Source organism: Paractinoplanes aksuensis, from assembly GCF_024137025.1.
Classification (GTDB): Bacteria; Actinomycetota; Actinomycetes; order Mycobacteriales; family Micromonosporaceae; genus Actinoplanes; species Actinoplanes aksuensis.
The window spans coordinates 131,552-153,422 of sequence record NZ_JAMYJR010000003.1 but is presented as its reverse complement, the minus strand read 5'-3'; the positions used below and the strand labels follow the sequence as shown (position 1 = coordinate 153,422).

The following is a 21,871-nucleotide window of genomic DNA, read 5'->3' as shown; positions in this document are numbered from 1 at the left end:
ACCACGCTAAAACTTGACATCCGTGTGAGGGTCAAGCACTTTCGGAAAATGCGTATCGGCGATCTTTCCGCGGCGACGGGGGCGAGCGCCCGCTCGTTGCGCTACTACGAGGAGCAGGGCCTGCTGGCCAGCACCCGCAGCGGCGGCGGGCAGCGGCACTATCCGTCGACGGCGGTGGACCGGGTCTCGCTGATCCAGTCGCTGCTCTCGGCCGGTCTCAACAGCGCGGCCATCCTGGACGTGCTGCCCTGCATCAGCAACGAAGCCATCCGTACGCCTTGGCTGGCCGACCGCCTGACCTCGGAACTCGACCGGGTGAACAAACAGATCGAAGACCTCCACCGGACGAGGGACATCCTGGCCGGCCTGGTCGAGGAATACCGCGTGGACCAGCCCCGGTCTCAGGAAACAGCCAGCTAGGTCACAGGCTGTACTGGACTTGGCCACCTACCGTGGTAGTCACCAGTCGAGGAGGCACGTTGAGCGGTTCCATCAAGAGAATGCTGATGTCGCTGATCGCGTCGAAGCTGCAGAAGCGGGGCCACCACGGTCACTACCGCCAGGGTGGCTACGGCCACGGCGGCTACGGCCACGGCGCGTACGGGCCGCCGCCCACCTACGGCCATCACGGCCACTACAAGCATCACGGTCACTACCGGCACCACGGCCACTACAAGAAGCGCCGCCGCTGGTAGCAAGCCGGGGCCGTCCGTCCGTTGGTCCCCCGGCTACGGACGGGCGTGCCCTGTGAACCGCCCCGGCGCTGCGCCAGCGCGCCGGGGCGCCTTCGTGAGCTGAGCCTTCGTGAGCTGAGCCTCGACCTCGCGCCAGGTTCGGGTGGGCACGACTCCGGCCGGTGCCGGGGCTCGCTGCGGCCCGAAGAGATACCTGTGCTCCACGATGCCGCGCAGCGCCGTGTGCACGTCCGCCTTGTCGTCGACGAAGTGCGTGATCCTGAGTTCGGCGCAGTGGATCGCCTTGTCCGGCCGGCGCCGGCAGAAGCGCAGGTGGTCGCGCGGGATGCCGGTACGGGCGGCGAAGTCGTGGTGGTCGAGCCACTGCCGGGTGCGGCGCTGCACCCGCTCGCCGCACTTCGAGATCAGCCACACTTCCTCGAAGAGCGGCACGAGCCGGGCCAAAGTCTCCAGAGCTTCCGGTACGGCCGGAGTCGCCAGCATCCGAGCCGTGTCCCCGCTGAAGAACTGTGTGTCGGCCCCGCCCGGGCCACCACCGTCGATGATGACCCGGCCGATGTCGACGCCGAGTCGTGCGTTGCCTGTGGTCATGACGATCAGCGTGGCGGGGCCGGCACTGCAGCGGAACTATTGATGACGCTTGAGCAATAGTGAGCGGTTATAGCCGGGCGAACGACACCCACGTCGGGCCGACCGGCGTGACACGCAGGGGCATGCGCGCCTCGGCCGGCGTACGGTCGCCTTTGCGCTGGTTGCACGCGTAACAGGCGGCCACCGTGTTGAGCCAGCTGTTGGCGCCGCCGCGCGAGCGGGGCAGCACGTGGTCGATCGTGGACGCGGCGCGGCCGCAGTAGGCGCAGCGCCGGCCGTCGCGGGCCAGCACCCCGGCCCGGGACCACGAGGGGCCCCGGCTGTGACGCCAGCGGGTCACCACGTACGAAACGAGCCGCACCACCGTCGGGACCGGCCACACGCCGATGACACTGTCGGGGCGGGCCTCGTGCACCTCGGCCACCTGCCGCACCAGCATCCGCACGGCGTGGCGCAGACTCACCCGGTGCAGCGGCCCCAGGTCGGCGTTGAGCACCAGCACATCACTCACCGGGTCACCTCCTTGAACGTACGTCCGGGAAGCGCCGCTGGAGCGTCACCCGGATATGCGGTCGGGACACACGGCGGCCACGCCACCGTGCGACTTGAGAAAGAGCATCCGAACTCCCGACCCGTTGGTGATCTCTACGGTAGGGTCCGGCTCGCTGCCGGACAATGGATTAACCGTTGGGGTGGACAACCACCTTCAGGCCCGTACGCGCGGCCGCCGCCCCGAACGCATCGGCCACCGCCGAGAGTGGATAGCTGTCGCTCACCACCGAGCCGAGATCGACCAGCTTCTGTTCGGCCAGGGCGATCGCCCGCGGATAGACCTCACCCATCCGCCGGGCCGTGACCAGGGTCAGCCCCTTGCGGCGGGCGATCGAGGCGCTGAACGTCGTGGTGTCGCCGTCCGGGATGCCGACCAGCACCACCCGCGCCCCGGGCCGGGCCACCCGCAGCGCCCGGTCCACGGCCGCCTCTGAGCCCGACACCTCGAACACCACGTCGGCGGCGGCGTCGTCCTCGATCGGGACGGCGCCCATCTCGACCGCAGCGGCCAGCCGGTGCGGCAGCGGTTCGGCCACCAGCACCCGGGTCGCGCCACCGCGGAACGCCAGCTGCACGAGCAGCAGGCCGATCGGGCCGCACCCGACGACGGCCACCGTCGACGCCATCCGCACTTTGGCCAGGTCGTACGCGTGCAGGGCCACCCCCAGCGGCTCGAGCATCGCGCCGTCGTCGTCGGAGAGCGAGTCGGGCAGCCGGTGCAGGCGGTTCGCGGGCCAGGTCAGCAGCTGGCGCAGGCCGCCGTCGGTCGCCCCGTGCCCGGCGAAGACGATGTTCAGGCAGAGGTTGGGCCAGCCGGACAGGCACGGCTCGCAGTGGTGACACGGGATCGAAGGGTCGATCGCCACGCGTACGCCGTCGTCGGCCCCACCGCGGATGACCCCGGCCATCTCGTGCCCGAGCACCAGGGGCTTCGCCGGCACCGCGTCGCCTATTCCGCCCTCGGTGAACCAGTGCAGGTCCGACCCGCAGATCCCGACCGAGGTCACCTCGACGAGAGTGCCGTCGCCGGACGGCTCGGGCTCCTGGTGCAGGCGTACGTCACCAGCGGCGTGCAGACGGGATACGAGCATGCTGCAACGTTACGGGAAGCCGGAAGGATCGCCTTCGGCCGCCGGAGACGATATATAGATGCTCATGCGTGTCCCGCTCGTATTGGCCCTCGTTGCCACCGCTCTGCTCGTTCCGCAGCCGGCGCAGGCTCAGGAAACCGGCTGGACCGCCCCGCTGAGCACCCGCGGGCGCTACATCGTGGATGCCGACGGCCACCGCTTCAAGCTGCGCTCGGTCAACTGGCACGGCGCGAGCGGCACCTGGAACGGCTCCGGCGACGTCGACACCGACGCCAACCACCACGCCGGCGAGAACTCGGGCCGGGTGCCGATGGGCCTCGACCGGGCGCCGATCGCCGGCATCGTCGACAGCTTCCGGGCGATCGGCGTCAACAGCGTGCGCCTGCCGTTCTCCAGTGCGATGGTCTCCGATGCCACCCCCGTGGCCGACCGCTACGTGGCCGCCAACCCGCAACTTCGCGGCAAGACCCCGCTTCAAGTGTACGACGAGGTGGTGGCCGCCCTGACCGGCGCCGGGCTGGCCGTGATCCTCAACAACCACACCAACACGACCCGCTGGTGCTGCGCGGTCGACGGCAACGAGCGCTGGAACACGTCCCAGAGCGCCCAGGTCTGGGCGGACACCTGGCTGACTATGGCGCGGCGCTACCGGGACAACCCGCGTGTGGTCGGCGCCGACCTCTACAACGAGGTGCGCCGCACGGTGCTGGACGACCCGAACTGGGGCTGGGGCAACGACCACGACTGGTTCGCGGCCTCGCAGCGCCTGGGCGACCGGATCCTGCGCGAGGCCGACCCCGACCTGCTGATCATCGTCGAGGGCATCAACTGGACCGGCATCCCGGTCGACGGCTTCGCCCACGAAAGGCCCACCCTCAAGCCCGTACGGTCGTTGTCGCACACGCTCGTGCGATCCGGCAAGCTCGTCTACGCGGCCCACTTCTACGACTACACCGGCCCCAACCACAGCGGCGCCACCGGCACCGGCGAGACGACCGATCCCCGCTACCGCGACTTCAGCCGCGACGAACTGTTCCAGGTGCTGCAACGCGACGCTCTCTACGTGGCCACCGAGGCCGGGCAGCACTTCACCGCGCCGGTCTGGATCAGCGAGTTCGGCGTGGGCGGCAACTCGCCCGCCGGCTCGGCCCAGCGCACCTGGTTCACGAACTTCACGGACTTCCTGATCCGGACGGACGCCGACTTCGCCTACTGGCCGGCCGTGGGCTTCACCGAGCAACGCGGGAGCAATGGCTGGGGCCTGCTCTTCTGGGACAAGGCGGGCGTGCTGAGCGGCTTCGACGACTGGCGGACCCCGATCTGGAACCGCCTCGTCGCCTCGGGCCGCACGGGCCCGATCGAGCCGGTGATCCCGTGGTCGATGCTCAGCCCCGATCACGGCGACTTCATCGCGTCGCAGCGGATGCGGTCCGAGCCCGACTGGGACAGCGGCGCCCGCAAGGCCACCTGCCCCGACGGCCAGCGCCTGGCCGGGCTGGCCCACACCGGTAACCGCGCCCTGTGCACAGGCGGCTCGCCGTGGACCGGCTATCAGGTCGTGAAGGGCGAGCAGCACGTGACGACGGACTGGGCGAGCGGTTACACCAAACTGCAGTGCCCGGCCGGTTCCCTGCTGGTCGGTCACGCCGTACGCGGGGCCGCGATGTCGAGCGTGCTCTGCGGGTCCTCCCCCACTGCGGCCGCGGGCACCGGGCGCGCGGTCTGGTTCGACCGCGGCGACAACCGGCCCGCCGGCAACCCGGGCGGGGAGTTCGCGACCGGCAACTACAAGGGGCAGTGCGCGGCCGACGAATACGCGGCCGGCGTCGCGTACACGGGAAGGATCTTCTCCTCCCGGACGCCGGACGCGCTGCTCTGTGTGAGGGGGCCGCGCTGAGGCAACAGCGCGACCCCCGGCTCGTCAGCCCTTGATGGCGCCCGCGGTCATGCCGGCCACGATGCGCTTGTTGAAGAACAAGAACATGATCAGTGGCGGGATCGTGATCAGCAGGATGTCCATGAAGAGCAGGTTGTACTGGGTCGAGTAGGCGCTCGAGAAGTTGTAGAGCGTCAGCTGGACCGTGGCGTTCTGGTCGCCCGGCAGGAAGTACAGCGGGTTGACGAAGTCGTTGAAGACCGTCACCGACTGCACCACCACACACGTGATGATCACCGACTTGAGCAGCGGCAGCACGACCCGGAAGAACAACCGCATCGGCCCGGCGCCGTCGATGATCGCCGCCTCGTCGAGCTCGCGCGGGATGGTCGCGATGAACGCGCGGAACAGCAGGATGCAGAACGACAGGCCGAACGCCACCTCGACCAGGATCAGGCCGGGCATCGTACGGAAAAGGCCCAGTTTCTGCAGAACCCAGATCGTCGGCACGACCGCGGGCGGAATGATCAGACCCGACAGTACGAGGAAATTGACGAACCCGGTCCACCGCGTGCGCCGCCGCTGCAGCACGAACGCCACCATCGCGGCCAGCACCACCATGATGCTCACCGAGGCCACGGTGAGGATCGTGCTGTTGATGAACGCGATGATCAGCATGTAGTCGCGGGCCTGCACCACGTCCACGAAGTTCTGCACGAACTGGAACTGCGTGGGCCACGAGAAGTCGAGCTGCGAGGCTTCCTGCCGGCTCTTCACCGCGGTCAGCAGGATGAACGCGAACGGCACCAGGAACACCACGATGGACAGCAGGATCGCCACCAGGCTGAGCACGACGTTCTTGCGCGGCTTCCGGCGCACTTCGACCGCGGCGGTCACAGGTCCACCTCCTTCTTGTTCAGGTACCGCGACAGCGGGAAGATGATCGCCGTCACCAGCAGGAACAGCACCACGTTGCCCGCGGTCGACAGGCCGTAGAAGCCGGCCTGGTACTGCTTGTAGATCACCGACGCGATCACGTCCGAGGTGAAGCCCGGACCGCCGCGGGTCATGGCCCAGATCAGGTCGAACGACCGCAGACCGCCGATCAGCGACAGCAGGATCACCGTGAACGTGGCCGGGCGGGCCAGCGGCAGCACGATGCTGCGGAAGTTCTGCCAGGCCGTGGCCCCGTCGACCCGGGCCGCCTCGAAGTACTCCTGCGGGATCGAGACGATGCCGGCGATGTAGATGAGCGTGGCCAGGCCGACGCCCTTCCACACGTCGACCAGCGCCACCGAGAAGAGCGCGAAGCTCGGGTCGGTGAGCCAGCCCGGGCCCTGGATGCCGATCAGCGACAGGGACTCGTTGATCAGCCCCTCTTCCGGGTCGAGCAGGATCGTGAAGGTCAGGCCGACCCCGATCGTGCTCACCAGCACCGGGAAGAACACGACCGAGCGCAGGTAGCCGCGGCCGATGATCTGCGAGGTGAGCAGCACGGCCAGGCCGAGGCCGAGCACGACCTTGAGCCCCGAGGTGATCACCGCGTAGACCACGGTGTGCCACAGGCCCGAGACCAGCGCGGGCTCACGGAAGAACGTGACGTAGTTGTCGAACCCGATGAACTGGGAGTCGAAGATGCTCCACCGGGTCAGGCTGAAGTAGAACGACGTCACCGTCGGCACCAGGAACAGCACCGCGTACACGATCGCGGCCGGCAGGTAGAACCAGCTGGGGTACGGGCTCCGCTTGCGACCGGCGGCCGGGGCCAGCCCGGCCACGCTGGTGCGTGGCCGGGCCTGGGTGCTTACCAACCCTCGAGTCCCAGCTGCTGGGCCTGCTTCTTCACGTCCTCGTCGTAGAGCTTGGCCGCGGCGTCGGCCTTGCGGATGCCGGAGCCGACCTCGACGCAGATCTGCTCGAGGGCCGGGCCCTTGACCGGGGAGAGGAACTCGAGGGCCAGGCTCGACGCGCCCTGCTTGTCGATGTAGGTCTGCATGTCCTTGACCGCCTGCGGCACCGAGTCGGGCAGCTTGCAGCCGGTGACCGCGTACGGGCCGGTCGGGGTGGACGCCTTGCCCATCGAGGCGCAGCCGTCGGGGCTGGCCACGAAGCCGGCGAACTTCTTGGCCGCCTCGAGCTTGTCCCCGGTGGTGCTGCTCGGGATGTAGAGGCCGTTGGGCGCCCACACGGTCAGACCGTTCTTGGCCGCGTCGGCGCCCGGGATGGCGAACAGGCCGATCTTGTTCTCGCTGCCCGGGTTGTCGGCGATGAGCTGGCTGACCATGGCCGACAGGATCGGGTACTGGGCGCCCTGCCCCTTGGCCAGCTTGTTCAGGCCGTCGGTGAGCTTGGCCGAGGCGAAGTCCTTGTTCACGTACCCGGCGTCGTGCACCTGCTGCAGGTGGTCGAAACCGGCCTTGGCCGCGGGCGTGGTGGCGTACTTGGCCTGGTTCTTGGTGTATTGATCGGCCCAGCCCGGGGTGGCCGCCTCGACGTTGTGGTAGTCGCCGAGGATGAACAGCTGCGAGGTCCAGGTCTCGCCGTAGGTCTGGATGACCGGGTCGACCCCGGCCGCCTTGAGCTTGGCGTTGTTGGCCTGGAACTCGTCCCACGTGGTCGGGACCTTCAGCCCGTTCTTGTCGTACACCTCCTTGTTGTACAGGATCGCGCCGGCCATGTAGTTGCCGAACGGGACGCCGTAGATCTTGCCGTCCGAGCCGACTGCCTTCTTGAAGTTGTCGTCGAGCTGACCGGCGAAGTCGTCCAGCGCGGTCAGGTTCTTCTGCGGCGCCAGCGCCTGCATCAGCGAGCCCGAGTTGTACATGAAGATGTCGGTCATGTCGCCGGTGGAGAGCCGGGTCTTGACGATGTTGTCGCCCTCGGTGCCCTGCGGCCGGGTCTCGACCTTGATCGTGATGTCGGGGTTCTTGGCCGTGAAGTCCGCGGCCAGCCCTTCGGCGATCTTGACCGTCTCGGGCTGGTTGTCGGTCAGGAACGAGAGCGCGACCTTGCTGCCGCCGCTGCCTTCGTCGTCGCTGCTGCCGAGGCTGCCCGCGCTGCACGCGCCGAGGGCCAGGGTGGCGGCGGAGAACACGGCGATCGCTATGCGTGGTGTGTGGCGTCGTGTCATGGAGTGGCTCCCTTATTTGTCGGAAGAGGGGGAGAGAAGGGCGGTCAGTCGGGCGGCGAGCTGGTCGCCGCCGGGGATGAAGCCGTGCGCGGTGGCGGCGTCGGCGAATTCCGTCGCGGGCGCGTCCAGGTAGCGCTGGACGCTGTCGGCCAGCGCGGCTTCGCCGTCGACCACGCCCGCTTCGCGAGCGGTGGCGACGAGCTTGTCCCAGGTCGGCGCGTGATCCATGAGCTGCCGGATGGTCGGCTCGGCGGGTAGGGCGGCTTCCCCGGCGTACGGGTCCTCGACCACCCACGCGTGCGTCCCATGGCGTACGTCTTCTTTTTCGCCGCCGGGCAGGTGCACCGAGGCCGTCGCGCCGACCGGCACCACCACCTCGAGCCGCAGCTCACCGCCGTCGCGCTGCCAAGAGACAGAGGCTTCCCCGTACGGGGTGAGGTGCTTGGCGGCAGCGCGGGTGAGCTGCCGGTCGGGCTGCGGGCGCACGTCGATCCGGCGGTAACCGGGTTCGCCGGGCGCGAGGCCGGCCACGCGCCGGTGCAGCCAGTCGGCCACCGCCCCCAGCGCGTAGTGGTTGAACGAGGTCATCTGGCCCGGGTTGATCGAGCCGTCCGGGAGCATGCTGTCCCAGCGCTCCCAGATCGTGGTCGCGCCCATGGTCACCGGGTAGAGCCAGCTCGGCACGCCCGTCTGCAGCAGCAGCCGGTATGCGAGCTCGGGCTGCCCGGCGTCGGTCAGCGCGTCGGTCATCAGCGGGGTGCCGACGAAGCCGGTGCTGATCCGGAACCCGGACGCGCGGACCAGATCGGCCAGCCGCTCCCCCGCGTGCTTGCGCTGCTCGGGGGTGGGCAGCAAAGCCCACTGCAGGGCCAGGGCGTACGTGGTGGTGGCGTCGCTGAGCACCCGGCCGCCCGCCGTCACGTACTCGCGGGCGAACGCGGCCCGCACCTGCTCGGCCAGCTCGCCGTACTCGCGGGCCACGTCGTCGTCGCCGATCGCCCGGGCGGCCCGGGCCACGATCTCGGCCGAGCGGGCCAGGTGCGCGGTGGCCACGACGTCGGGGTCGGCCTTGGCCCGGAACGGGTCCTCGGGCGGGGCCGCCGGGTCGAGCCAGTCGCCGAACTGGAAGCCGCCCGCCCACAGCCGGCCCGCCCCGGCCAGACCGGCGATCCGGTCGACCCAGGCCCGCATACTCGGCAGCTGCCGCTCCAGCAGGCCGGCGTCGCCGGTGCGCTGGTAGACCACCCAGGGCACGATAGCGGCGGCGTCGCCCCAGGCCGCGGCGGCCGGGCCGGTCTGCCGGATCACGTCCGGCACGACATGCGGCACCGAACCGTCCTTCTGCTGCTCGGCGGCCAGGTCGGCCAGCCAGTTGGTGAGGAAACCGGCCGAGTCGAACAGGAAAGACGCAGTGGGCGAGAAGACCTGGATGTCGCCGGTCCAGCCGAGGCGCTCGTCGCGCTGCGGGCAGTCGGTGGGCACGTCGACGAAGTTGCCGCGCATGCCCCAGACGACGTTCTCGTGGAACCGGTTCAGCAGCTCGTGCGACGATTCGAACCAGCCGGTGCGGCGCAGATCGGAGCCGACGACCACGGCCTCGATGTCGGCCGTTTCGAGGTTGTCGACGCCGGTGACCTCGGCGTACCGGAATCCGTGGAACGTCAGGCCGGGCTCGAGCACCACCTCATCGTCGTCGCTCAAGATCCATTCGTCGGTGGCTTTCGCCTCCCGCAACGGGCGGACGCCCAGCTCCCCGTCCTCGAGCACCTCGGCGTGCCGCACTGTCACGGGCTGACCTTGCTGGGCGCCGCGCACGGTGAGTCGGACCCAGCCGACCACGTTCTGGCCGAAGTCGACCAGCGTCCTCCCGGACGGCGAGGTGGTGACGGCGACGGCCGGCAGCACGTCGGTGACGCGGACGGGCGGGCCGTCCGGCGCCACCAGCCGACCGAGGTCGGCGTCGAGGACGTCGACCGGGCTTTGCGGGCCGAGCTCGCGGCGCAGGTCGATGTGCTGGCCGTTGTAGAGGTCGTCGCTCGTGGTGGTGCCCTCGCGAGCGGTCCAGGAGCCGTCGGTGGCGAGCGTGTGGACGCGGCCGTCGGCGGTCTCGACCTCGAGCTGGGCCAGCAGCGCGAGGCGGTCGCCGTAGAGGCTGTGCTGGTTGCGGAAGCCCAGGTAACCACGGAACCAGCCGTTGCCGAGCTGCACCTCGAGCCGGTTCACACCCTCGGCGAGCAGCGCGGTGACATCGTGCGACTGGTAACGCAGCCGGTGTTGGTAGGCGGTCCAGCCCGGCGCGAGCTGCTCATCGCCGACCCGGGTGCCGTTGAGCGTGGCCTCGTAGAGCCCGTGCGCGGTGGCGTAGAGACGCCCCTTCACAACGCCGGCCGGCAGCTCGACCGTGCCGGTGAGAATCGGCGACGGGCTTCCCCAGGCGCCGATCTCCCGCGCGGCGACAAAGCGGGCGCTCCAGTCGGCTGCGTCGAGCAGCCCGGTCTCGACCGTGGCCGCCTCGCTCCAGTCGCTCCAGCCGTCGTCGTCCCCGACCCGCACCCGTACGGATGCCGCCTCCCGCGACACGAGCGGCGCCCCCGGCCACGGCACCAGAACCTGCTCCCCCGACACAACCGTGAAGACCTCGGTGGCCGCGCCACCGGCCGGCGCGCTGCTCGCCTGGGCGGCCGGCCCGCTGTCCGCGCTGCCTTCGGCACCCAACTGGGCGGCCGGGCCGCTGTTCCCGCTGCCTTCGGCGGCCGGCTGGGCGGCTGCGCCGCTGTTCGTAGACGCCGGGGCGGCCGGACCGCTGTTCCCCCTGCCTTCGGCGGCCGGCTGGGCGGCTGCGCCGCTGTTCGTGGAGGCCGGGGCGGCCGGGCGGGTGATCTCGATTTCGTATCGAGTCTGTGTGTAGGTGGCGGGGGCGGACGACACCTGCCAGGAGAGGCGCGGGGTGGGATTGCCGAGGCCGAGCACAGGGGCGGGGTGATGGTCGAAGCGAAGGGCGGCGGGTGGAGAAATGTCCGGCATGTCACTCCTGTGCGGGCGTTACGTACCGCCTTCCGCCGGTGAAACGATTCAAGAACCGACGCGACGAGAAGGCGATCACAATGTTTCGTTTTGGTGGCGAGAACGTTTCGCCGTGCCCCCGATCCTCTGGGTCGGTGTGGCCCACGACATAGCCCGTGATGAACCGGAGGTAGCACGAAATTCACCTGGGGGCCTACGGTGAGGCATGACCGAAGAGCCCCCGGTCGAGAACACCCGGACGTTGCTGCACTTCATCGACGGTTCGGTGGCGTACGCCGGCCACTATCTGCACGAGGACACACATCCCGTGCACACGCACAGCTTCGTCGAGATCGCCGTGGTCATGTCCGGCTCGGGTGTCCATCACAGTCTCGCCGGCCGCCAGGAGCTGCAAGTCGGCGACGCCATCCTGCTCCGCCCCGGCGTCTGGCACGGCTACGAGAACTGCCGCCACCTGGACCTTTACAACTGCTGCTTCTCAACGGAGTTGCTCCAACGCGAGCTGGCCTGGACCCGCCAGGACCCGCACCTGGGCCACCTGCTCTGGACCGGCCCCTACGCCAACCAGCGCCGCGGCATCCTCTACACCCACCTGCACGACGACGCCCTGACAGCAAGCCTGGAACACCTGGACGGCCTGCAGAAACTCCGCACGCTACCCCCCGGCAACTACCGCGGCGACCTGATCGGCCGCCTGATGCTGTTCCTGAGCGGCCTGGCCCGAGCCGTGGCCGACACCGACCAGATCGCCGAGGTCACCGCCGGCACCCACACCGCAGTCCTGGACGCCATGCGCATGATGGAGGACCGTCCCGCCCACCAGTGGACCCTGACCGAGCTGGCCGCCGACCTGCACCTGGCCCCCGGCTACCTGGTCCGCCTGTTCAAGTCGGCGACTGGCCTGCCGCCCATGGCCTACCTGTCCCGCTTCCGCGTAGAACTGGCCGCCGACCGCCTCCTCCACACCGACCAGCCCATCAACCGCATAGGCGAGTCCGTCGGCTGGCCCGACCAGAACTACTTCGCCCGCCGCTTCAAGTCCCACTACGGCCTGAGCGCCTCCACCTACCGCGCCCGCTTCACCGGAGCCGTCAAACACTGACCCCCGCACCCCACACCCCGCCACCCCACACGCGCCACCACAACACCGCGCCACCACAACACCGCGCCACCCAACACCGCGCCACCCAACACCGCGCCACCCAACACCGCGCCACCCAACACCGCGCCGCCGAACACCACGCCACCACAAAACCGCGCCACCCAGCACCACGCCACCGAACACCACGCCACTTAGCACCGCACCACCGAACACCACGCCACTTCACACCGCACCACCGAACACCACGCCACTTAGCACCGCACCACCGAACACCACGCCACTTAGCACCGCGCCACCGAACACCACGCACTCATCGCCGCGCCACCGAACACCACGCCACTTAGCACCGCACCACCGAACACCACGCCACTTAGCACCGCACCACCGAACATCGCGCCGCCCCAACACCGCGCCACCCAGCATCGCGTTGCCGAACATCGCGCCGCCCTAATGCGGCCCTGGTCGACGGATCGCCGGTCTGGGTGCGCCGACGCCGTACGCACGAGAACGCCCTGCTCGCGGGGCCTACGGCACCGCGCGCCGCCCCGCATCGCGCCGACCCAACACCACGCCGCACAACCCCGTGCCGCACAGCATCCCGCCGCACAGCATCCCGCCGCACAGCATCCCGCCGCACAGCATCCCGCCGCACAGCATCCCGGGGTTCCGGCTATCGCCGCTCGACGCGGTCGGGTTCGTCGGCCAGCTCGATCGACGGTGTGTTGCTGGAGGCGAGGCCGGTGCGGAACTCCCAGCCTGGTTTGGCGGTCCGGTCCGGAGCAGGCGCGCCGAACAGCAGGTCGAGGTGGGCGTCGAGGGCGTCGAGGGCCTGTTCGGCCTCGTACTGGCCGCCGAGCAGGTAGACGCCCAGACCCTCCATCAGCGCGAGCAGGCCTGTGGCCTGGCGGATCTCGCCGCTCGGCAGCTGGCGGGCTATGAAGTGGACGAACTCGGCCGTGCTCGGGTGCAACTCGGCCGACGCCGCCGGCCGCACCGCCGTGTAGGCCAGGAACGCGAGCGCCACCCGCCCGTCCTCACGGGCCGCGTCGTCGAGCGGCAGCAGCGCGGCGATCATCGTGCGCAACAGTGCCCGGGGCGGCGGGTCGGCCCCGAGCGCCCCCACAGCGACCCGCACCCGGGCCTCGCTACGCTCACTCACCGCCGACAAGGCGAACGACATCATCTCGTCCTTGGTGCGGAAGTAGTGCTGCACCATCCCGGCCGAGACCCCCGCCGCGGCCGCCACGTGCCGCAGGCTGACCGCTTCGAGCCCCTGCTCGGCGGCCACCCGCATCAACGCGTCGGCGATGAGCCGGCGACGCTCGTCATGGTCGACCTTCTTGGGCATGTCGTCACTCCGCGTACGCCTCGAGGTGGGCCCGGGCGGCCCGCACCAGACCGTCCGGATCGTCGGCGTACAGCCGTACCTCATCGACCTGCTCGCCCGTCCCGCGGGGCAGCTCGAACGACAGCGGCCGCCGCAGACGCACGTCGACACTGGTCTGACTGCCGACCACGATATGCAGCGCGCCGTCCTCGTACTGCACCGCCTTGCTGGACGGCATGGACCGGTAATGCTTGCTGACCGAGACGACGTCTTCCCAGGGCACAACGATGTCTACGCTGGACGCCATCCGAACGCGCAGCCCCTCGGCGACGACCAGATGCGGGTTCCGGATCAGCCCACCCAGGAAGCCGAGCATCCACAACAGACCCCACACACTGATCACCAGCATGATGAGACGAGCCGGACCCCACGGAATCACATGCTTGACGATCAGGTCGAGCACCGGGATCTCGACCACCGACAGCCCCAGGAAGACCCCGAGGATCGGCTTGACCACCCCGAGATACCCGAAGGCCTGACCCCCGTGCAGCTCGACCGGCCGCCGGGTGACCCAGAGGGCCAGATTCCGCCAGGTCGCAGCCTCAGCCGCAGCAGCACGACGCAAAACACTCACGACAGTCCCCTCGCCACAGCACCAGCACCATCCGCGTCACCCGGTCCACCCGCAGCACCAGCAGAACGCTTGTCGGCCGCGCCAGCCCCGACACCGGCCGCCCCACCGGCCGCCGCCCGCCCCGGGTCGGCGCCGACTTCCGCAGCGACCGATCCGCCCGTACCAGTCGAGCGCTCGTCGGCGCCGGCCACCTCATCAGCGGCCCCGCCATCCGCGGCCTCCAGGCCTGCAGCCAGCCGGCCCGCGTGGGCGCCTACGTCTGCGCCGACCGATCCGCCTGCGGCAGCAGCCGACCGATCGCCGGTGGCACCAGGCACAACACTGGAGGCTCCGCCATCTGCGACTTCCCGGTCCGCGTCGGTGCCGGCTTCTTCAGCGACGGCGTCGGTCTCGATGGTGACAATGGAAGCCCCGTCGGTCACGACGGTGACGGTGCCGGCCGCGGCGTCGACCGTGACGAGCTGGCCTGTGCGCAGGCGTTCGGTGGCGCCGGGGACGCAGATGACGGCGGGGATGCCGTACTCGCGGGCGACCGTGGGGCCGTGGGCCATGACGGCGCCGGTCTCGGTGACGAGGGCGGCTGCCGTCAGGAAGAGCGGCGTCCACCCCGGATCGGTCGTCGCGGTGACCAGCACCTCGCCCGGTTCGAGGTGGGCGGTGGCCGGGTCGTGCACCACACGAACCCGCCCCGTCGCCCGTCCCGCCGACGCGCCAACGCCCCGCAGTGCCCCGGGATCGTGCGCGGCCGGCAGCACCGCCTCGACATCGGTGCCATCGGAAAGCAGCGCCACAGGCACCGACCGGCGACGCAGCTCACGCTCATGTTCCGCGCGGCGCTCAGCGACCAACTGCCGATAGTCACCGGCCTCGAGCGGCTCGCCAACGCCATGCGACCCGCCAGCGACCCACCGCCCGTCAGCGCCGTGCGGCTCGCCAAGGCGGTGCGACCCGCCAGCGAAGTCCGGCCCGCCGGATTTGCGCAACTCGACAATGCCTTGCGGCCCGCCGGGCCCTCGCGATCCGCTGACGCCGTGCGGCCCGCCAGCCCCACGCGACCCGTCGACGCCGTCCGGCCCGACAGCCCCGCGGGACTCGCCAGGCCGGCGCGGCTGGTTGGTGTCGCGCGACTCGTTGGCGTCGTGGTGTCCGCTCGCATCGGCGTTGAGGGGGTCGGACGAGAGCCGGTCGGCGAGGCGGGCGGCGGTTTCGGCCTCGTCGAGGGTCAGGAACATGATGTCGTCGGGGTGGGACAGGACGGCGGCGTTGGTCAGGTCGGTGCCGATGGCCAGGAGGTGGCGGCGCATTTCGGCGATGCGGTAGAGGCCGGCGAACTTGCCTGCCTCGCGCAGGCCGGCCAGGCGCCGGGCGCGGTTCAGCAGGAAGATGGCCAGCCGGCCGCGTACCGGGCGACGGCGGCGGGCCCGCGCGCCGAGGGTGACCAGGGCTGCCTCGGCCTGTTCGGCGGCGCGGGCGAAGCGGTGGTCGGGGGCCTGTTCGGGGTCGGTGAGCCGCATCAGGTTGGCCAGGGCGGCCCGGACCGGGGCCGGGTCTTCCGACCAGCGTGGGACGCCCAGGTCGACCTCGGCCGCGGCCCGATGGCCGTAGCGGGCGAGGAAGCCGGTGAGGTCGACGGTTTCGGGGTCGGCGGCGTCGCGGGCAAGGGCCCAGAGGGCGAGATCCATCTCGATCGTGACGTTGTGCGGCATGCCGCCCAGCACGGTGTGGATCTCGCCCGGCTGGGCGACGTCGCCGAGCAGCCGGGGTGGAAGGGCGCCGGCCAGCATGCCGGCCACGATGGGCCAGATGATCGCGTCGGGTCCGTCGGTCTGGTCGTGGTCGCGGACCAGGCGCAGCCGGTCGGCCGTCGTCAGGTGGCCGGCGTCGCTGACCGAGGAGAGCCGGATGCGCTCGACGGCGGCGTCGAGGCGGGCTCGCGCCTTCTCGGGGTCGGCCAGCGCGCCGAGAACGCCGCGGACGGCTCGGCCGATCGGTGGCAGGTTGCCCTCACGCTTCTTTTTCGGGCCCTTTCCGGGGGCGAAGCGGGGGTCGTCGAGCACGTGGCGCACCACGGCCTGGGCCCGCGGACCGAAGTCGACCGCCATCAGTGGGATCAGGCGGCGGCGCGCGACCGGGTCGCGGACCAGATCGCTCAGGTCACCGTAGAGGCGACCGCCGATGTCGATGATCTCGACCCGCAGCCCGAGCGGCGCCAGCATCGCCTTGATCAGCTGGCGGAGCGTGTCCATGCCCATCGGGGTGGCCGGCTGCAGCATGCCCTGGACATGGCCGAACTCGAGATAGAGGCGGGGCGGGCCGTCGGTCGGTGGGGGTGCCGGGAACAGGGTGGTGATCGGCCGCGACTGCAGGATCCACAGCTCGCCGTGCTCGTCGACCGCCCACTCGACGTCTTGCGGCGAGCCGAACAGCGCTTGGAGCCGCTGCCCCACCGCCCACAACGGGTCGGCCGACGTGAGCACGTGGCGATCCACGTCGGTGTGGCCGTCGACAACCGTGGAGCCGGGGCCGGGGGCGGATTCGACCAGCATCTCGGTGCGGCAGCCGGTCAGCGGGTTGGCCGTGAACAGCACGCCGGCCCGCTCGGCGGGGACCATGCGCTGAACGACGACGCCCATGTGGATCTCGCCCGGGGCGTAGGCCGCCGCGTGCGCGTTGGAGGCCGACGCACGGCACGCCTCGATCGCGGCGAGCAGTGCCTCGGGACCGTGGACGTCCAGGACGGTGTCGAACATGCCGGCGTAGCTCGCGCCGGGCGCGTCCTCGACGGTCGCGCTCGAGCGCACGGCCACCGGTCCCCCGCCCAAACGGTCGTACGCCGCAATAATTTGACCTTTGGGAAGGTCGGTGACCTCGGCCGGGAGGCAGAAGCCGGGTGGCACCCGCTCGCCGGCCCGCAGCAGTTCGCCCAGGTTGGCGGCCTTGCCCCCGACCCGGTCGACCAGGTCGGCCGACACGTCACGCAGATCGAAGATGGTCACCGCGCCTCCTTTGGCAATACGACTGCATCGCCAAGGCTAACCTCTTTCCAATACGACTGCAATGCATCGGTCGGGATGGGCGAAATTCCTGACACGGCCGGAACCACGGACGCCCCCAAATCGTCTGAAGGGGCATGACTCGTCTCCGCGGCACCCTGATGGCCGCCGCCGTTCCCCTGTTCCTGCTCGCCGCATGCGCGCAGCCCGGCACCACCGGCGCGGGCGCGCCGGACTCCCGCGAGAGTCCCTCCGCCTACCCCCAGGGCGGAGACGAACTGGTCCTGCGCGTGGAGTCCTCCGGCGGCTTCGTCCCGCCGGACCGCACGGTCGGCACCCTGCCCGCGATCAGCATCTACGCCGACGGGCGGCTGATCACCCAGGGCCCCGTCCCCGCCATCTATCCCGGGCCCGCGCTGCCCAACCTCCAGGTCGTCACGCTCGAGCCCGACCAGGTGCAACAGTTGGTCAAGGAGGCGACCGACGCCGGGGTGCGCTCCGGCACCGACTTCGGGCGGCCCAACGTGGCCGACGCGCCCACCACCCGGGTCACCGTCGCCACCGCGCAGGGTACCCAGGCCGTCGCGGTCGAGGCGCTCAACGAGGCCCAGAAGGACGACCCGATGCTCACCGCCCCGCAAGAGGCGGCCCGGTCCACGCTGGCCGCGTTCGTCAACAAGCTCAGCGACCTGTCGTCCAGCGGCGACCCCAAGGCGGCCGGCCCGTACGAGGCCGAGTCGATCGCCGCACTGGCCCGCCCGTACGTCAAGCAGGGGGCCGACCAGCCGGCCCAGCCCGAGGTGGCCTGGCCCGGTCCGGCGCTGCCCGGCGACTTCATCAACCCGGCCTTCAAGATCGGCTGCGTGGTCGTGACCGGCGCTGACAGCGACAAGGTCGTCGCCGCGGCCAAGAAGGCCAACCAGCTGACCCCGTGGACCGCCGACGGTGTGAAATACCTGATCACCTTCCGGCCGCTGCTGCCCGACGAGAAGGGCTGCGTGCAGTTCAAGGGAAACCGATGACTCCTCTCGGGGAGCCGTTCGATTCCGGCCGCGACGACGTCGCGGGGGACGACGGAATCGATCGCGGGCCGGAGCGGACCGAGTCCGTTCCGGCCCGCCAGGGCTGCCGTCCCCCGCTCACCGCGCCCCGCACCGGCCGTCGTTAGTCGACCGGTTCCAGTTCGTGCACCATCCGATCGATGCGGCGGTCGGGGATCAGCCACAGCAGCGCGCAGGCGGCGAAGAAAGCGACGCCGATCGCCGCGTGTTCGACCAACAGAGCGGTGAGAACGCCGGCCAGATAGAAGAACGGCGAGATCTTGCCCTTGAGGTCGCTGCCCACGGCCTGCCGCAGCGGCGACTCGGCCCCCTGGTGCCTGATGATCAGCTTCTGGAGCACCAGGTAAGCCAGCGCCGCGGCGGTCAGGTTGAGGCCGTAGACGACGACCGGGGTGCGAGCGAAGGCCGACTCGTCCATCCAGGCCGTCGTGAACGGCAGCAACGACAGGGTGAACAACAGCGCGAGGTTGGCCCAGAGCACTCCGCCGGCTACGTGCCGTACCAAATGGAACATATGATGATGGTTGACCCAGTAGATGCCGATCCAGACGAAGCTCAGCAGATAGGTCAGGAGCCCGTCGCCGGTGTCGTGCAGGAGGCCGGACAGGTCGTGGCTCTCCGGGATCTTCAACTCCAGCACCATGATCGTGATGATGATGGCGAGCACGCCGTCACTGAACGCCTCGAGCCGACTGGTGCGCATCGCGACCGCCCCTCCTTTGATGACCCGCTTCGTCCGGCAAGACCGGACAGCCGCCGGAACTGTGACGAGCCCGATGTCACGGAACCGGCCTGCAGTCCTGTCCTTGTAGGCATGGCTGTCATCACGAAGACCCATGCGCTCACCGTTCTCCGCCGCGCCTACGGGCCCGACTACGCCGAATCCGTGAAAGGCCGGCTGCCCGACCGGATCGACCTCGACGAGCCGAAGGACACGGCGATGCTCTATGAGCTGGGCCTGACGCCGGACCGCTTGGTCAGCGCGCTCGGCGGCGAATACTGACGACGGACTGTCACAGATCTTCCGGCCGCGCGGTCTGAGAGGGAAACCGTGCGGAGGGAGACCGGTGATGACCGATATCGCCAAACTGTCCACGTTGCTCGACGACCCCGAGGTGCGGGACCTGCTCTTCGGCCTCGCGCACACCGGCGCCCGTCCGACCGGCCCGGCCCATCTGCACTCCGTCGTGCTGCGGCTGGCCGAGACGACCACCCCTGAGCAGTACGGCAGTTGGCTCTCCGATGCTGCGCACAACCAGCCGATGACGGTCGACCAGGTGCGCTCGACGGTCGGCGAGGGACCGCTCGATGATCTGGCGACGTTCGCCGGGGGCAGCTCGGCCGCCGTGGCCTGGCAGCTCGCCTCGATCCTGCCCGACCTGGTCGACGCGGCCAGCCCCGGCGGCACGGTGATCGGCGCCGACCAGCTGGGCCGTCACATTCTCGAGGCCATCGACGCCGACGACCGGTCGGCCGGCGCCTTCGGCTGATTTCCGCCGGCGCGCACGGGGCGGAAAACTGTCGCACCCGAGGCCTACGGTGAGCCCATGGACATGAAGATTGAGCTCATCCCCGTCCCCGTGACCGACGTCGACCGGGCCAAGACCTTCTACGAGCGCGCGGGCTTCAACGCCGATCACGACTATCGCGTCCACGAGGGATTGCGGTTCGTGCAGCTGACACCACCAGGCTCGGCCTGTTCCATCGTGCTCGGTGACGGCATCACCGAGAAGACGCCGGGCACGCAAGAGATCCAGTGCGTGGTGGCCGACGCCGAGGCCGCCCGGGCCCGCCTGGCCGAGGCGGGCATCGAGGTCAGCGAGGTCGACAAACAGGCCTGGGGCAACTTCGTCCACTTCCGCGACCCCGACGGCAACAGCTGGTCGCTCCAGGCGATCGAGAGCCGCCCCAACGGCTGAGGGCGGTCAGGCGACCCGCGCGGCTCGGTAGGCGCGCGGCGACGTGCCCGTGACGCGCTTGAAGGCTGTGCTCAGGGCGCTCTCCGAGCTGTATCCGACCTCGCGCGCGATGGCGGCCAGCGTGTGGTCGCCGTGGCGCAGGCGGGCCGAGGCCAGCTCGATCCGCCACTGGGTCAGGTAGTCGAGCGGGCCCTGGCCGACCACCCGCTTGAAGCGGGCGGCCAGGGTCGACCGCGAGACCGCGGCCACGGCGGCCAGGTCGGCCACCGTCCAGGCGTACGCCGGTTTGCCGTGGATCGCTCGCAGCGCGGACCCGACGACAGGGTCGGCCAGGCCGGCCAGCCAGCCCCCGGCCGGCGGCGCCGCGGCCAGGTGCAGTCGCAGCAGGTGGATGAGCATGACGAGGGCGAGGTGTTCGGTGAGCAGACTCGAAGCGGGTGGGCGGTCGCGCATCTCGGTGTCGATCTGCTCGAGGGCCCACCGCACCGCGGCCGCGGCCGTGCTGGCCCCGGGCACGTGCACGACCGGGGGCAGGGCGTCGAGCAGCAGTTCCTGGGCCCGTTCGCCGAAGCCGAAGCGGCCACCGATGAGCACGACGTCGTCGCCGCGGCCGGCTTGGGCGATGCCGTCCTCGCCGGCCGCCCGGAAGAGCGGGCCGGCCGGCTCGGGCGTCACGTCGGGGCCGCTGGCCAGCGTGAACGCGATCGGGCGGGTCAGCAGGAAGCAGTCGCCGGCCTGCAACTCGAATTCCTGCCCGTCGGCCCGCAGCAGGCAGCGGCCGCGGCGCACGGCGTTGAACTTGACCGCGGGCGGCGGCTCGAACGCCACCGCCCACTCGCCGCCGGCGATCAGGCCCGCGGAGAGGCTGCTGGTGGTGCCGACGAGGGCCAGGACGTCGTCGAGCGGATCGGCTTGGACTCTCACGCAACTATGTTGGACCCTGAGCCATTCAGAATCCAAGTGTGCCGCCGCACACTGGGAGCATGACAACGATCAAGACTCCGTTCACCGCCCGGTCCACCGCCGCCGAGGTGCTCGCCGGGATCGACCTGACCGGTAAGCACATTCTGATCACGGGTGGCGGTTCGGGGCTGGGCCGCGCCGCCGCCGACGCGCTGCGCGACGCGGGCGCCGACGTCATCACGCCGGCCCGCAAGGAGCTCGACCTGGCCGACCTCGACTCGGTGCGCGCCTACACGGACGCCTGGACCGGGACGGTCGACGCGGTCATCGCCAACGCCGGGATCATGGCCGTGCCCGAGCGCCGCACCGCCGCCAACGGCTGGGAGCTGCAGCTCGCGACCAACTTCCTGGGCCACTTCGCGCTGGTCAAGGGGCTGCAGCCGCACTTCGCCCCGGAGGCCCGGGTCGTGCTGGTGAGCTCGGGCGCGCAACTGCGCGCGGGGGTCGACCTCGACGACCCGCACTTCGAGAAGCGGGCGTACGACCCGTGGGTGGCCTACAGCCAGTCCAAGACGGCGGTGGTGCTGCTGGCGGTGGCGATCGGCCGGCACCTCGACGGGGTCACGGCCAACGCTATGGCGCCGGGCAGCATCCACACCAACTTGCAGCGGCACATCGACCAGGCGACCATGCAGGCGCTGGGCGCGATGGACGACGACGGCAACCTGATCCACCCCGACGGCTTCAAGACGCCGGAGCAGGGGGCGGCGGCCGAGGTGCTGCTGGCCGCTTCGCCGCTGCTGGCCGGCGTCACCGGCCGCTACTTCGACGAGGACAACCAGGAGGCCGCGGTCGTCCCCGGCGGCCCCGAGCCGATGATGGGCGTCGCCGAGTGGTCGGTCGACCCCACCACCGCCGACCGCCTGTGGGCCCTGGCCGAGGAAGCCGTCAAGGCCCACTGACCGCCCACGAC

Annotated in this window: 23 protein-coding genes; 10 read left to right on the top strand and 13 right to left on the bottom strand. The window is 70.4% G+C overall.

Annotated features, from left to right (window positions below):
• Positions 1 to 48: 48 nt before the first annotated feature.
• Together M1L60_RS05040 and M1L60_RS05035 are read left to right on the top strand one after the other, a co-directional pair.
• A complete protein-coding gene (locus M1L60_RS05040; RefSeq protein ID WP_253236093.1) occupies positions 49 to 420 on the top strand; it encodes a MerR family transcriptional regulator in 372 nt (123 codons plus the stop codon).
• Positions 421 to 479: 59 nt separating this feature from the next.
• On the top strand, positions 480 to 695 hold the full coding sequence (locus M1L60_RS05035; RefSeq protein ID WP_253236092.1) for a hypothetical protein: 216 nt from the start codon (positions 480 to 482) through the stop codon (positions 693 to 695).
• A 33-nt stretch (positions 696 to 728) separates the two neighbouring features.
• On the opposite strand, the gene M1L60_RS05030 is transcribed toward M1L60_RS05035, so the two are convergent.
• The 3 genes from M1L60_RS05030 to M1L60_RS05020 all read right to left on the bottom strand — a co-directional run bounded on the left by M1L60_RS05030 (position 729) and on the right by M1L60_RS05020 (position 2,929).
• Positions 729 to 1,286, bottom strand: coding sequence for a hypothetical protein (locus tag M1L60_RS05030; RefSeq protein ID WP_253236091.1), 558 nt, complete (start codon positions 1,284 to 1,286; stop codon positions 729 to 731).
• A gap of 67 nt (positions 1,287 to 1,353) precedes the next feature.
• Positions 1,354 to 1,797 carry an HNH endonuclease gene (locus tag M1L60_RS05025; RefSeq protein ID WP_253236090.1) on the bottom strand — a complete coding sequence of 148 codons (444 nt, stop codon included), beginning with the start codon at positions 1,795 to 1,797 and terminating at the stop codon, positions 1,354 to 1,356.
• A gap of 169 nt (positions 1,798 to 1,966) precedes the next feature.
• Complete coding sequence (locus M1L60_RS05020) at positions 1,967 to 2,929, bottom strand: zinc-dependent alcohol dehydrogenase (protein WP_253236089.1); 963 nt, start codon at positions 2,927 to 2,929, stop codon at positions 1,967 to 1,969.
• Between the two features lie 58 nt (positions 2,930 to 2,987).
• On the opposite strand from M1L60_RS05020, the gene M1L60_RS05015 reads away from it, so the two are divergent.
• A complete protein-coding gene (locus M1L60_RS05015) occupies positions 2,988 to 4,826 on the top strand; it encodes a glycoside hydrolase family 5 protein (RefSeq protein WP_253236088.1) in 1,839 nt (612 codons plus the stop codon).
• Between the two features lie 24 nt (positions 4,827 to 4,850).
• Here the strand turns inward: M1L60_RS05015 and M1L60_RS05010 are convergent, their stop codons facing one another.
• From M1L60_RS05010 to M1L60_RS04995, 4 genes are read right to left on the bottom strand one after another with little or no spacing between them, the layout of a single operon-like run.
• Positions 4,851 to 5,702, bottom strand: a complete 852-nt coding sequence (locus M1L60_RS05010; protein ID WP_253236087.1) for a carbohydrate ABC transporter permease — start codon at positions 5,700 to 5,702, stop codon at positions 4,851 to 4,853.
• Positions 5,699 to 6,616, bottom strand: a complete 918-nt coding sequence (locus M1L60_RS05005) for a carbohydrate ABC transporter permease (protein WP_253236086.1) — start codon at positions 6,614 to 6,616, stop codon at positions 5,699 to 5,701. Before M1L60_RS05005 ends, M1L60_RS05010 begins: the two co-directional genes overlap by 4 nt.
• Positions 6,610 to 7,935: an ABC transporter substrate-binding protein gene (locus M1L60_RS05000; protein ID WP_253236085.1), complete on the bottom strand. Its 1,326-nt coding sequence runs from the start codon at positions 7,933 to 7,935 to the stop codon at positions 6,610 to 6,612. Before M1L60_RS05000 ends, M1L60_RS05005 begins: the two co-directional genes overlap by 7 nt.
• Positions 7,936 to 7,947: 12 nt before the next feature.
• On the bottom strand, positions 7,948 to 10,959 hold the full coding sequence (locus M1L60_RS04995; RefSeq protein ID WP_253236084.1) for a family 78 glycoside hydrolase catalytic domain: 3,012 nt from the start codon (positions 10,957 to 10,959) through the stop codon (positions 7,948 to 7,950).
• 205 nt (positions 10,960 to 11,164) lie between these two features.
• Here M1L60_RS04995 and M1L60_RS04990 point away from each other — a divergent pair, with 205 nt between their 5' ends.
• Positions 11,165 to 12,061 (top strand): helix-turn-helix transcriptional regulator, encoded by an 897-nt coding sequence (locus tag M1L60_RS04990; RefSeq protein WP_253236083.1) that lies wholly within the window; start codon positions 11,165 to 11,167, stop codon positions 12,059 to 12,061.
• 222 nt (positions 12,062 to 12,283) lie between these two features.
• Here M1L60_RS04990 and M1L60_RS48225 read toward each other — a convergent pair whose 3' ends face one another.
• The 4 genes from M1L60_RS48225 to M1L60_RS04975 all read right to left on the bottom strand — a co-directional run bounded on the left by M1L60_RS48225 (position 12,284) and on the right by M1L60_RS04975 (position 17,018).
• A complete protein-coding gene (locus M1L60_RS48225; protein ID WP_369077212.1) occupies positions 12,284 to 12,484 on the bottom strand; it encodes a pentapeptide repeat-containing protein in 201 nt (66 codons plus the stop codon).
• Positions 12,485 to 12,731: 247 nt separating this feature from the next.
• Positions 12,732 to 13,409: a TetR/AcrR family transcriptional regulator gene (locus M1L60_RS04985; protein ID WP_253236082.1), complete on the bottom strand. Its 678-nt coding sequence runs from the start codon at positions 13,407 to 13,409 to the stop codon at positions 12,732 to 12,734.
• 4 nt (positions 13,410 to 13,413) lie between these two features.
• A complete protein-coding gene (locus M1L60_RS04980; protein ID WP_253236081.1) occupies positions 13,414 to 14,022 on the bottom strand; it encodes a hypothetical protein in 609 nt (202 codons plus the stop codon).
• Positions 14,019 to 17,018: a PEP/pyruvate-binding domain-containing protein gene (locus M1L60_RS04975; protein WP_253236080.1), complete on the bottom strand. Its 3,000-nt coding sequence runs from the start codon at positions 17,016 to 17,018 to the stop codon at positions 14,019 to 14,021. Before M1L60_RS04975 ends, M1L60_RS04980 begins: the two co-directional genes overlap by 4 nt.
• Positions 17,019 to 17,152: 134 nt before the next feature.
• Between M1L60_RS04975 and M1L60_RS04970 the strand changes: the two genes are divergently transcribed.
• Entirely contained in the window at positions 17,153 to 18,037 is an 885-nt protein-coding gene (locus M1L60_RS04970; protein WP_253236079.1) for a hypothetical protein, read from the top strand.
• Positions 18,034 to 18,183, top strand: a complete 150-nt coding sequence (locus M1L60_RS04965) for a hypothetical protein (protein ID WP_253236078.1) — start codon at positions 18,034 to 18,036, stop codon at positions 18,181 to 18,183. Before M1L60_RS04970 ends, M1L60_RS04965 begins: the two co-directional genes overlap by 4 nt.
• Here M1L60_RS04965 and M1L60_RS04960 read toward each other — a convergent pair.
• On the bottom strand, positions 18,180 to 18,779 hold the full coding sequence (locus tag M1L60_RS04960) for a TMEM175 family protein (RefSeq protein WP_253236077.1): 600 nt from the start codon (positions 18,777 to 18,779) through the stop codon (positions 18,180 to 18,182). The genes M1L60_RS04965 and M1L60_RS04960 overlap by 4 nt on opposite strands.
• A 111-nt stretch (positions 18,780 to 18,890) precedes the next feature.
• Between M1L60_RS04960 and M1L60_RS04955 the strand changes: the two genes are divergently transcribed.
• The 3 genes from M1L60_RS04955 to M1L60_RS04945 all read left to right on the top strand — a co-directional run bounded on the left by M1L60_RS04955 (position 18,891) and on the right by M1L60_RS04945 (position 19,995).
• Positions 18,891 to 19,079 carry a hypothetical protein gene (locus tag M1L60_RS04955; protein WP_253236076.1) on the top strand — a complete coding sequence of 63 codons (189 nt, stop codon included), beginning with the start codon at positions 18,891 to 18,893 and terminating at the stop codon, positions 19,077 to 19,079.
• Between the two features lie 67 nt (positions 19,080 to 19,146).
• Positions 19,147 to 19,566 (top strand): YidB family protein, encoded by a 420-nt coding sequence (locus M1L60_RS04950; RefSeq protein WP_253236075.1) that lies wholly within the window; start codon positions 19,147 to 19,149, stop codon positions 19,564 to 19,566.
• Positions 19,567 to 19,623: 57 nt separating this feature from the next.
• Complete coding sequence (locus tag M1L60_RS04945; protein WP_253236074.1) at positions 19,624 to 19,995, top strand: VOC family protein; 372 nt, start codon at positions 19,624 to 19,626, stop codon at positions 19,993 to 19,995.
• A 6-nt stretch (positions 19,996 to 20,001) separates the two neighbouring features.
• On the opposite strand, the gene M1L60_RS04940 is transcribed toward M1L60_RS04945, so the two are convergent.
• Entirely contained in the window at positions 20,002 to 20,919 is a 918-nt protein-coding gene (locus tag M1L60_RS04940; protein ID WP_253236073.1) for an AraC family transcriptional regulator, read from the bottom strand.
• 59 nt (positions 20,920 to 20,978) lie between these two features.
• Between M1L60_RS04940 and M1L60_RS04935 the strand changes: the two genes are divergently transcribed.
• Positions 20,979 to 21,860 (top strand): SDR family NAD(P)-dependent oxidoreductase, encoded by an 882-nt coding sequence (locus tag M1L60_RS04935; protein ID WP_253236072.1) that lies wholly within the window; start codon positions 20,979 to 20,981, stop codon positions 21,858 to 21,860.
• Positions 21,861 to 21,871 lie beyond the last annotated feature (11 nt).

Bases quoted from the DNA above. Each gene is read 5' to 3' on its own strand.
- M1L60_RS05040 (WP_253236093.1), top strand. From the start codon at position 49: ATGCGTATCGGCGATCTTTCCGCGGCGACGGGGGCGAGCGCCCGCTCG.
- M1L60_RS05030 (WP_253236091.1), bottom strand. From the start codon at position 1,286: ATGACCACAGGCAACGCACGACTCGGCGTCGACATCGGCCGGGTCATC.
- M1L60_RS05020 (WP_253236089.1), bottom strand. From the start codon at position 2,929: ATGCTCGTATCCCGTCTGCACGCCGCTGGTGACGTACGCCTGCACCAG.
- M1L60_RS05015 (WP_253236088.1), top strand. From the start codon at position 2,988: ATGCTCATGCGTGTCCCGCTCGTATTGGCCCTCGTTGCCACCGCTCTG.
- M1L60_RS05000 (WP_253236085.1), bottom strand. From the start codon at position 7,935: ATGACACGACGCCACACACCACGCATAGCGATCGCCGTGTTCTCCGCC.
- M1L60_RS04995 (WP_253236084.1), bottom strand. From the start codon at position 10,959: ATGCCGGACATTTCTCCACCCGCCGCCCTTCGCTTCGACCATCACCCC.
- M1L60_RS04990 (WP_253236083.1), top strand. From the start codon at position 11,165: ATGACCGAAGAGCCCCCGGTCGAGAACACCCGGACGTTGCTGCACTTC.
- M1L60_RS48225 (WP_369077212.1), bottom strand. From the start codon at position 12,484: ATGCTGGGTGGCGCGGTGTTGGGGCGGCGCGATGTTCGGTGGTGCGGT.
- M1L60_RS04985 (WP_253236082.1), bottom strand. From the start codon at position 13,409: ATGCCCAAGAAGGTCGACCATGACGAGCGTCGCCGGCTCATCGCCGAC.
- M1L60_RS04970 (WP_253236079.1), top strand. From the start codon at position 17,153: ATGACTCGTCTCCGCGGCACCCTGATGGCCGCCGCCGTTCCCCTGTTC.
- M1L60_RS04965 (WP_253236078.1), top strand. From the start codon at position 18,034: ATGACTCCTCTCGGGGAGCCGTTCGATTCCGGCCGCGACGACGTCGCG.
- M1L60_RS04960 (WP_253236077.1), bottom strand. From the start codon at position 18,779: ATGCGCACCAGTCGGCTCGAGGCGTTCAGTGACGGCGTGCTCGCCATC.
- M1L60_RS04955 (WP_253236076.1), top strand. From the start codon at position 18,891: ATGGCTGTCATCACGAAGACCCATGCGCTCACCGTTCTCCGCCGCGCC.
- M1L60_RS04950 (WP_253236075.1), top strand. From the start codon at position 19,147: ATGACCGATATCGCCAAACTGTCCACGTTGCTCGACGACCCCGAGGTG.
- M1L60_RS04945 (WP_253236074.1), top strand. From the start codon at position 19,624: ATGGACATGAAGATTGAGCTCATCCCCGTCCCCGTGACCGACGTCGAC.
- M1L60_RS04935 (WP_253236072.1), top strand. From the start codon at position 20,979: ATGACAACGATCAAGACTCCGTTCACCGCCCGGTCCACCGCCGCCGAG.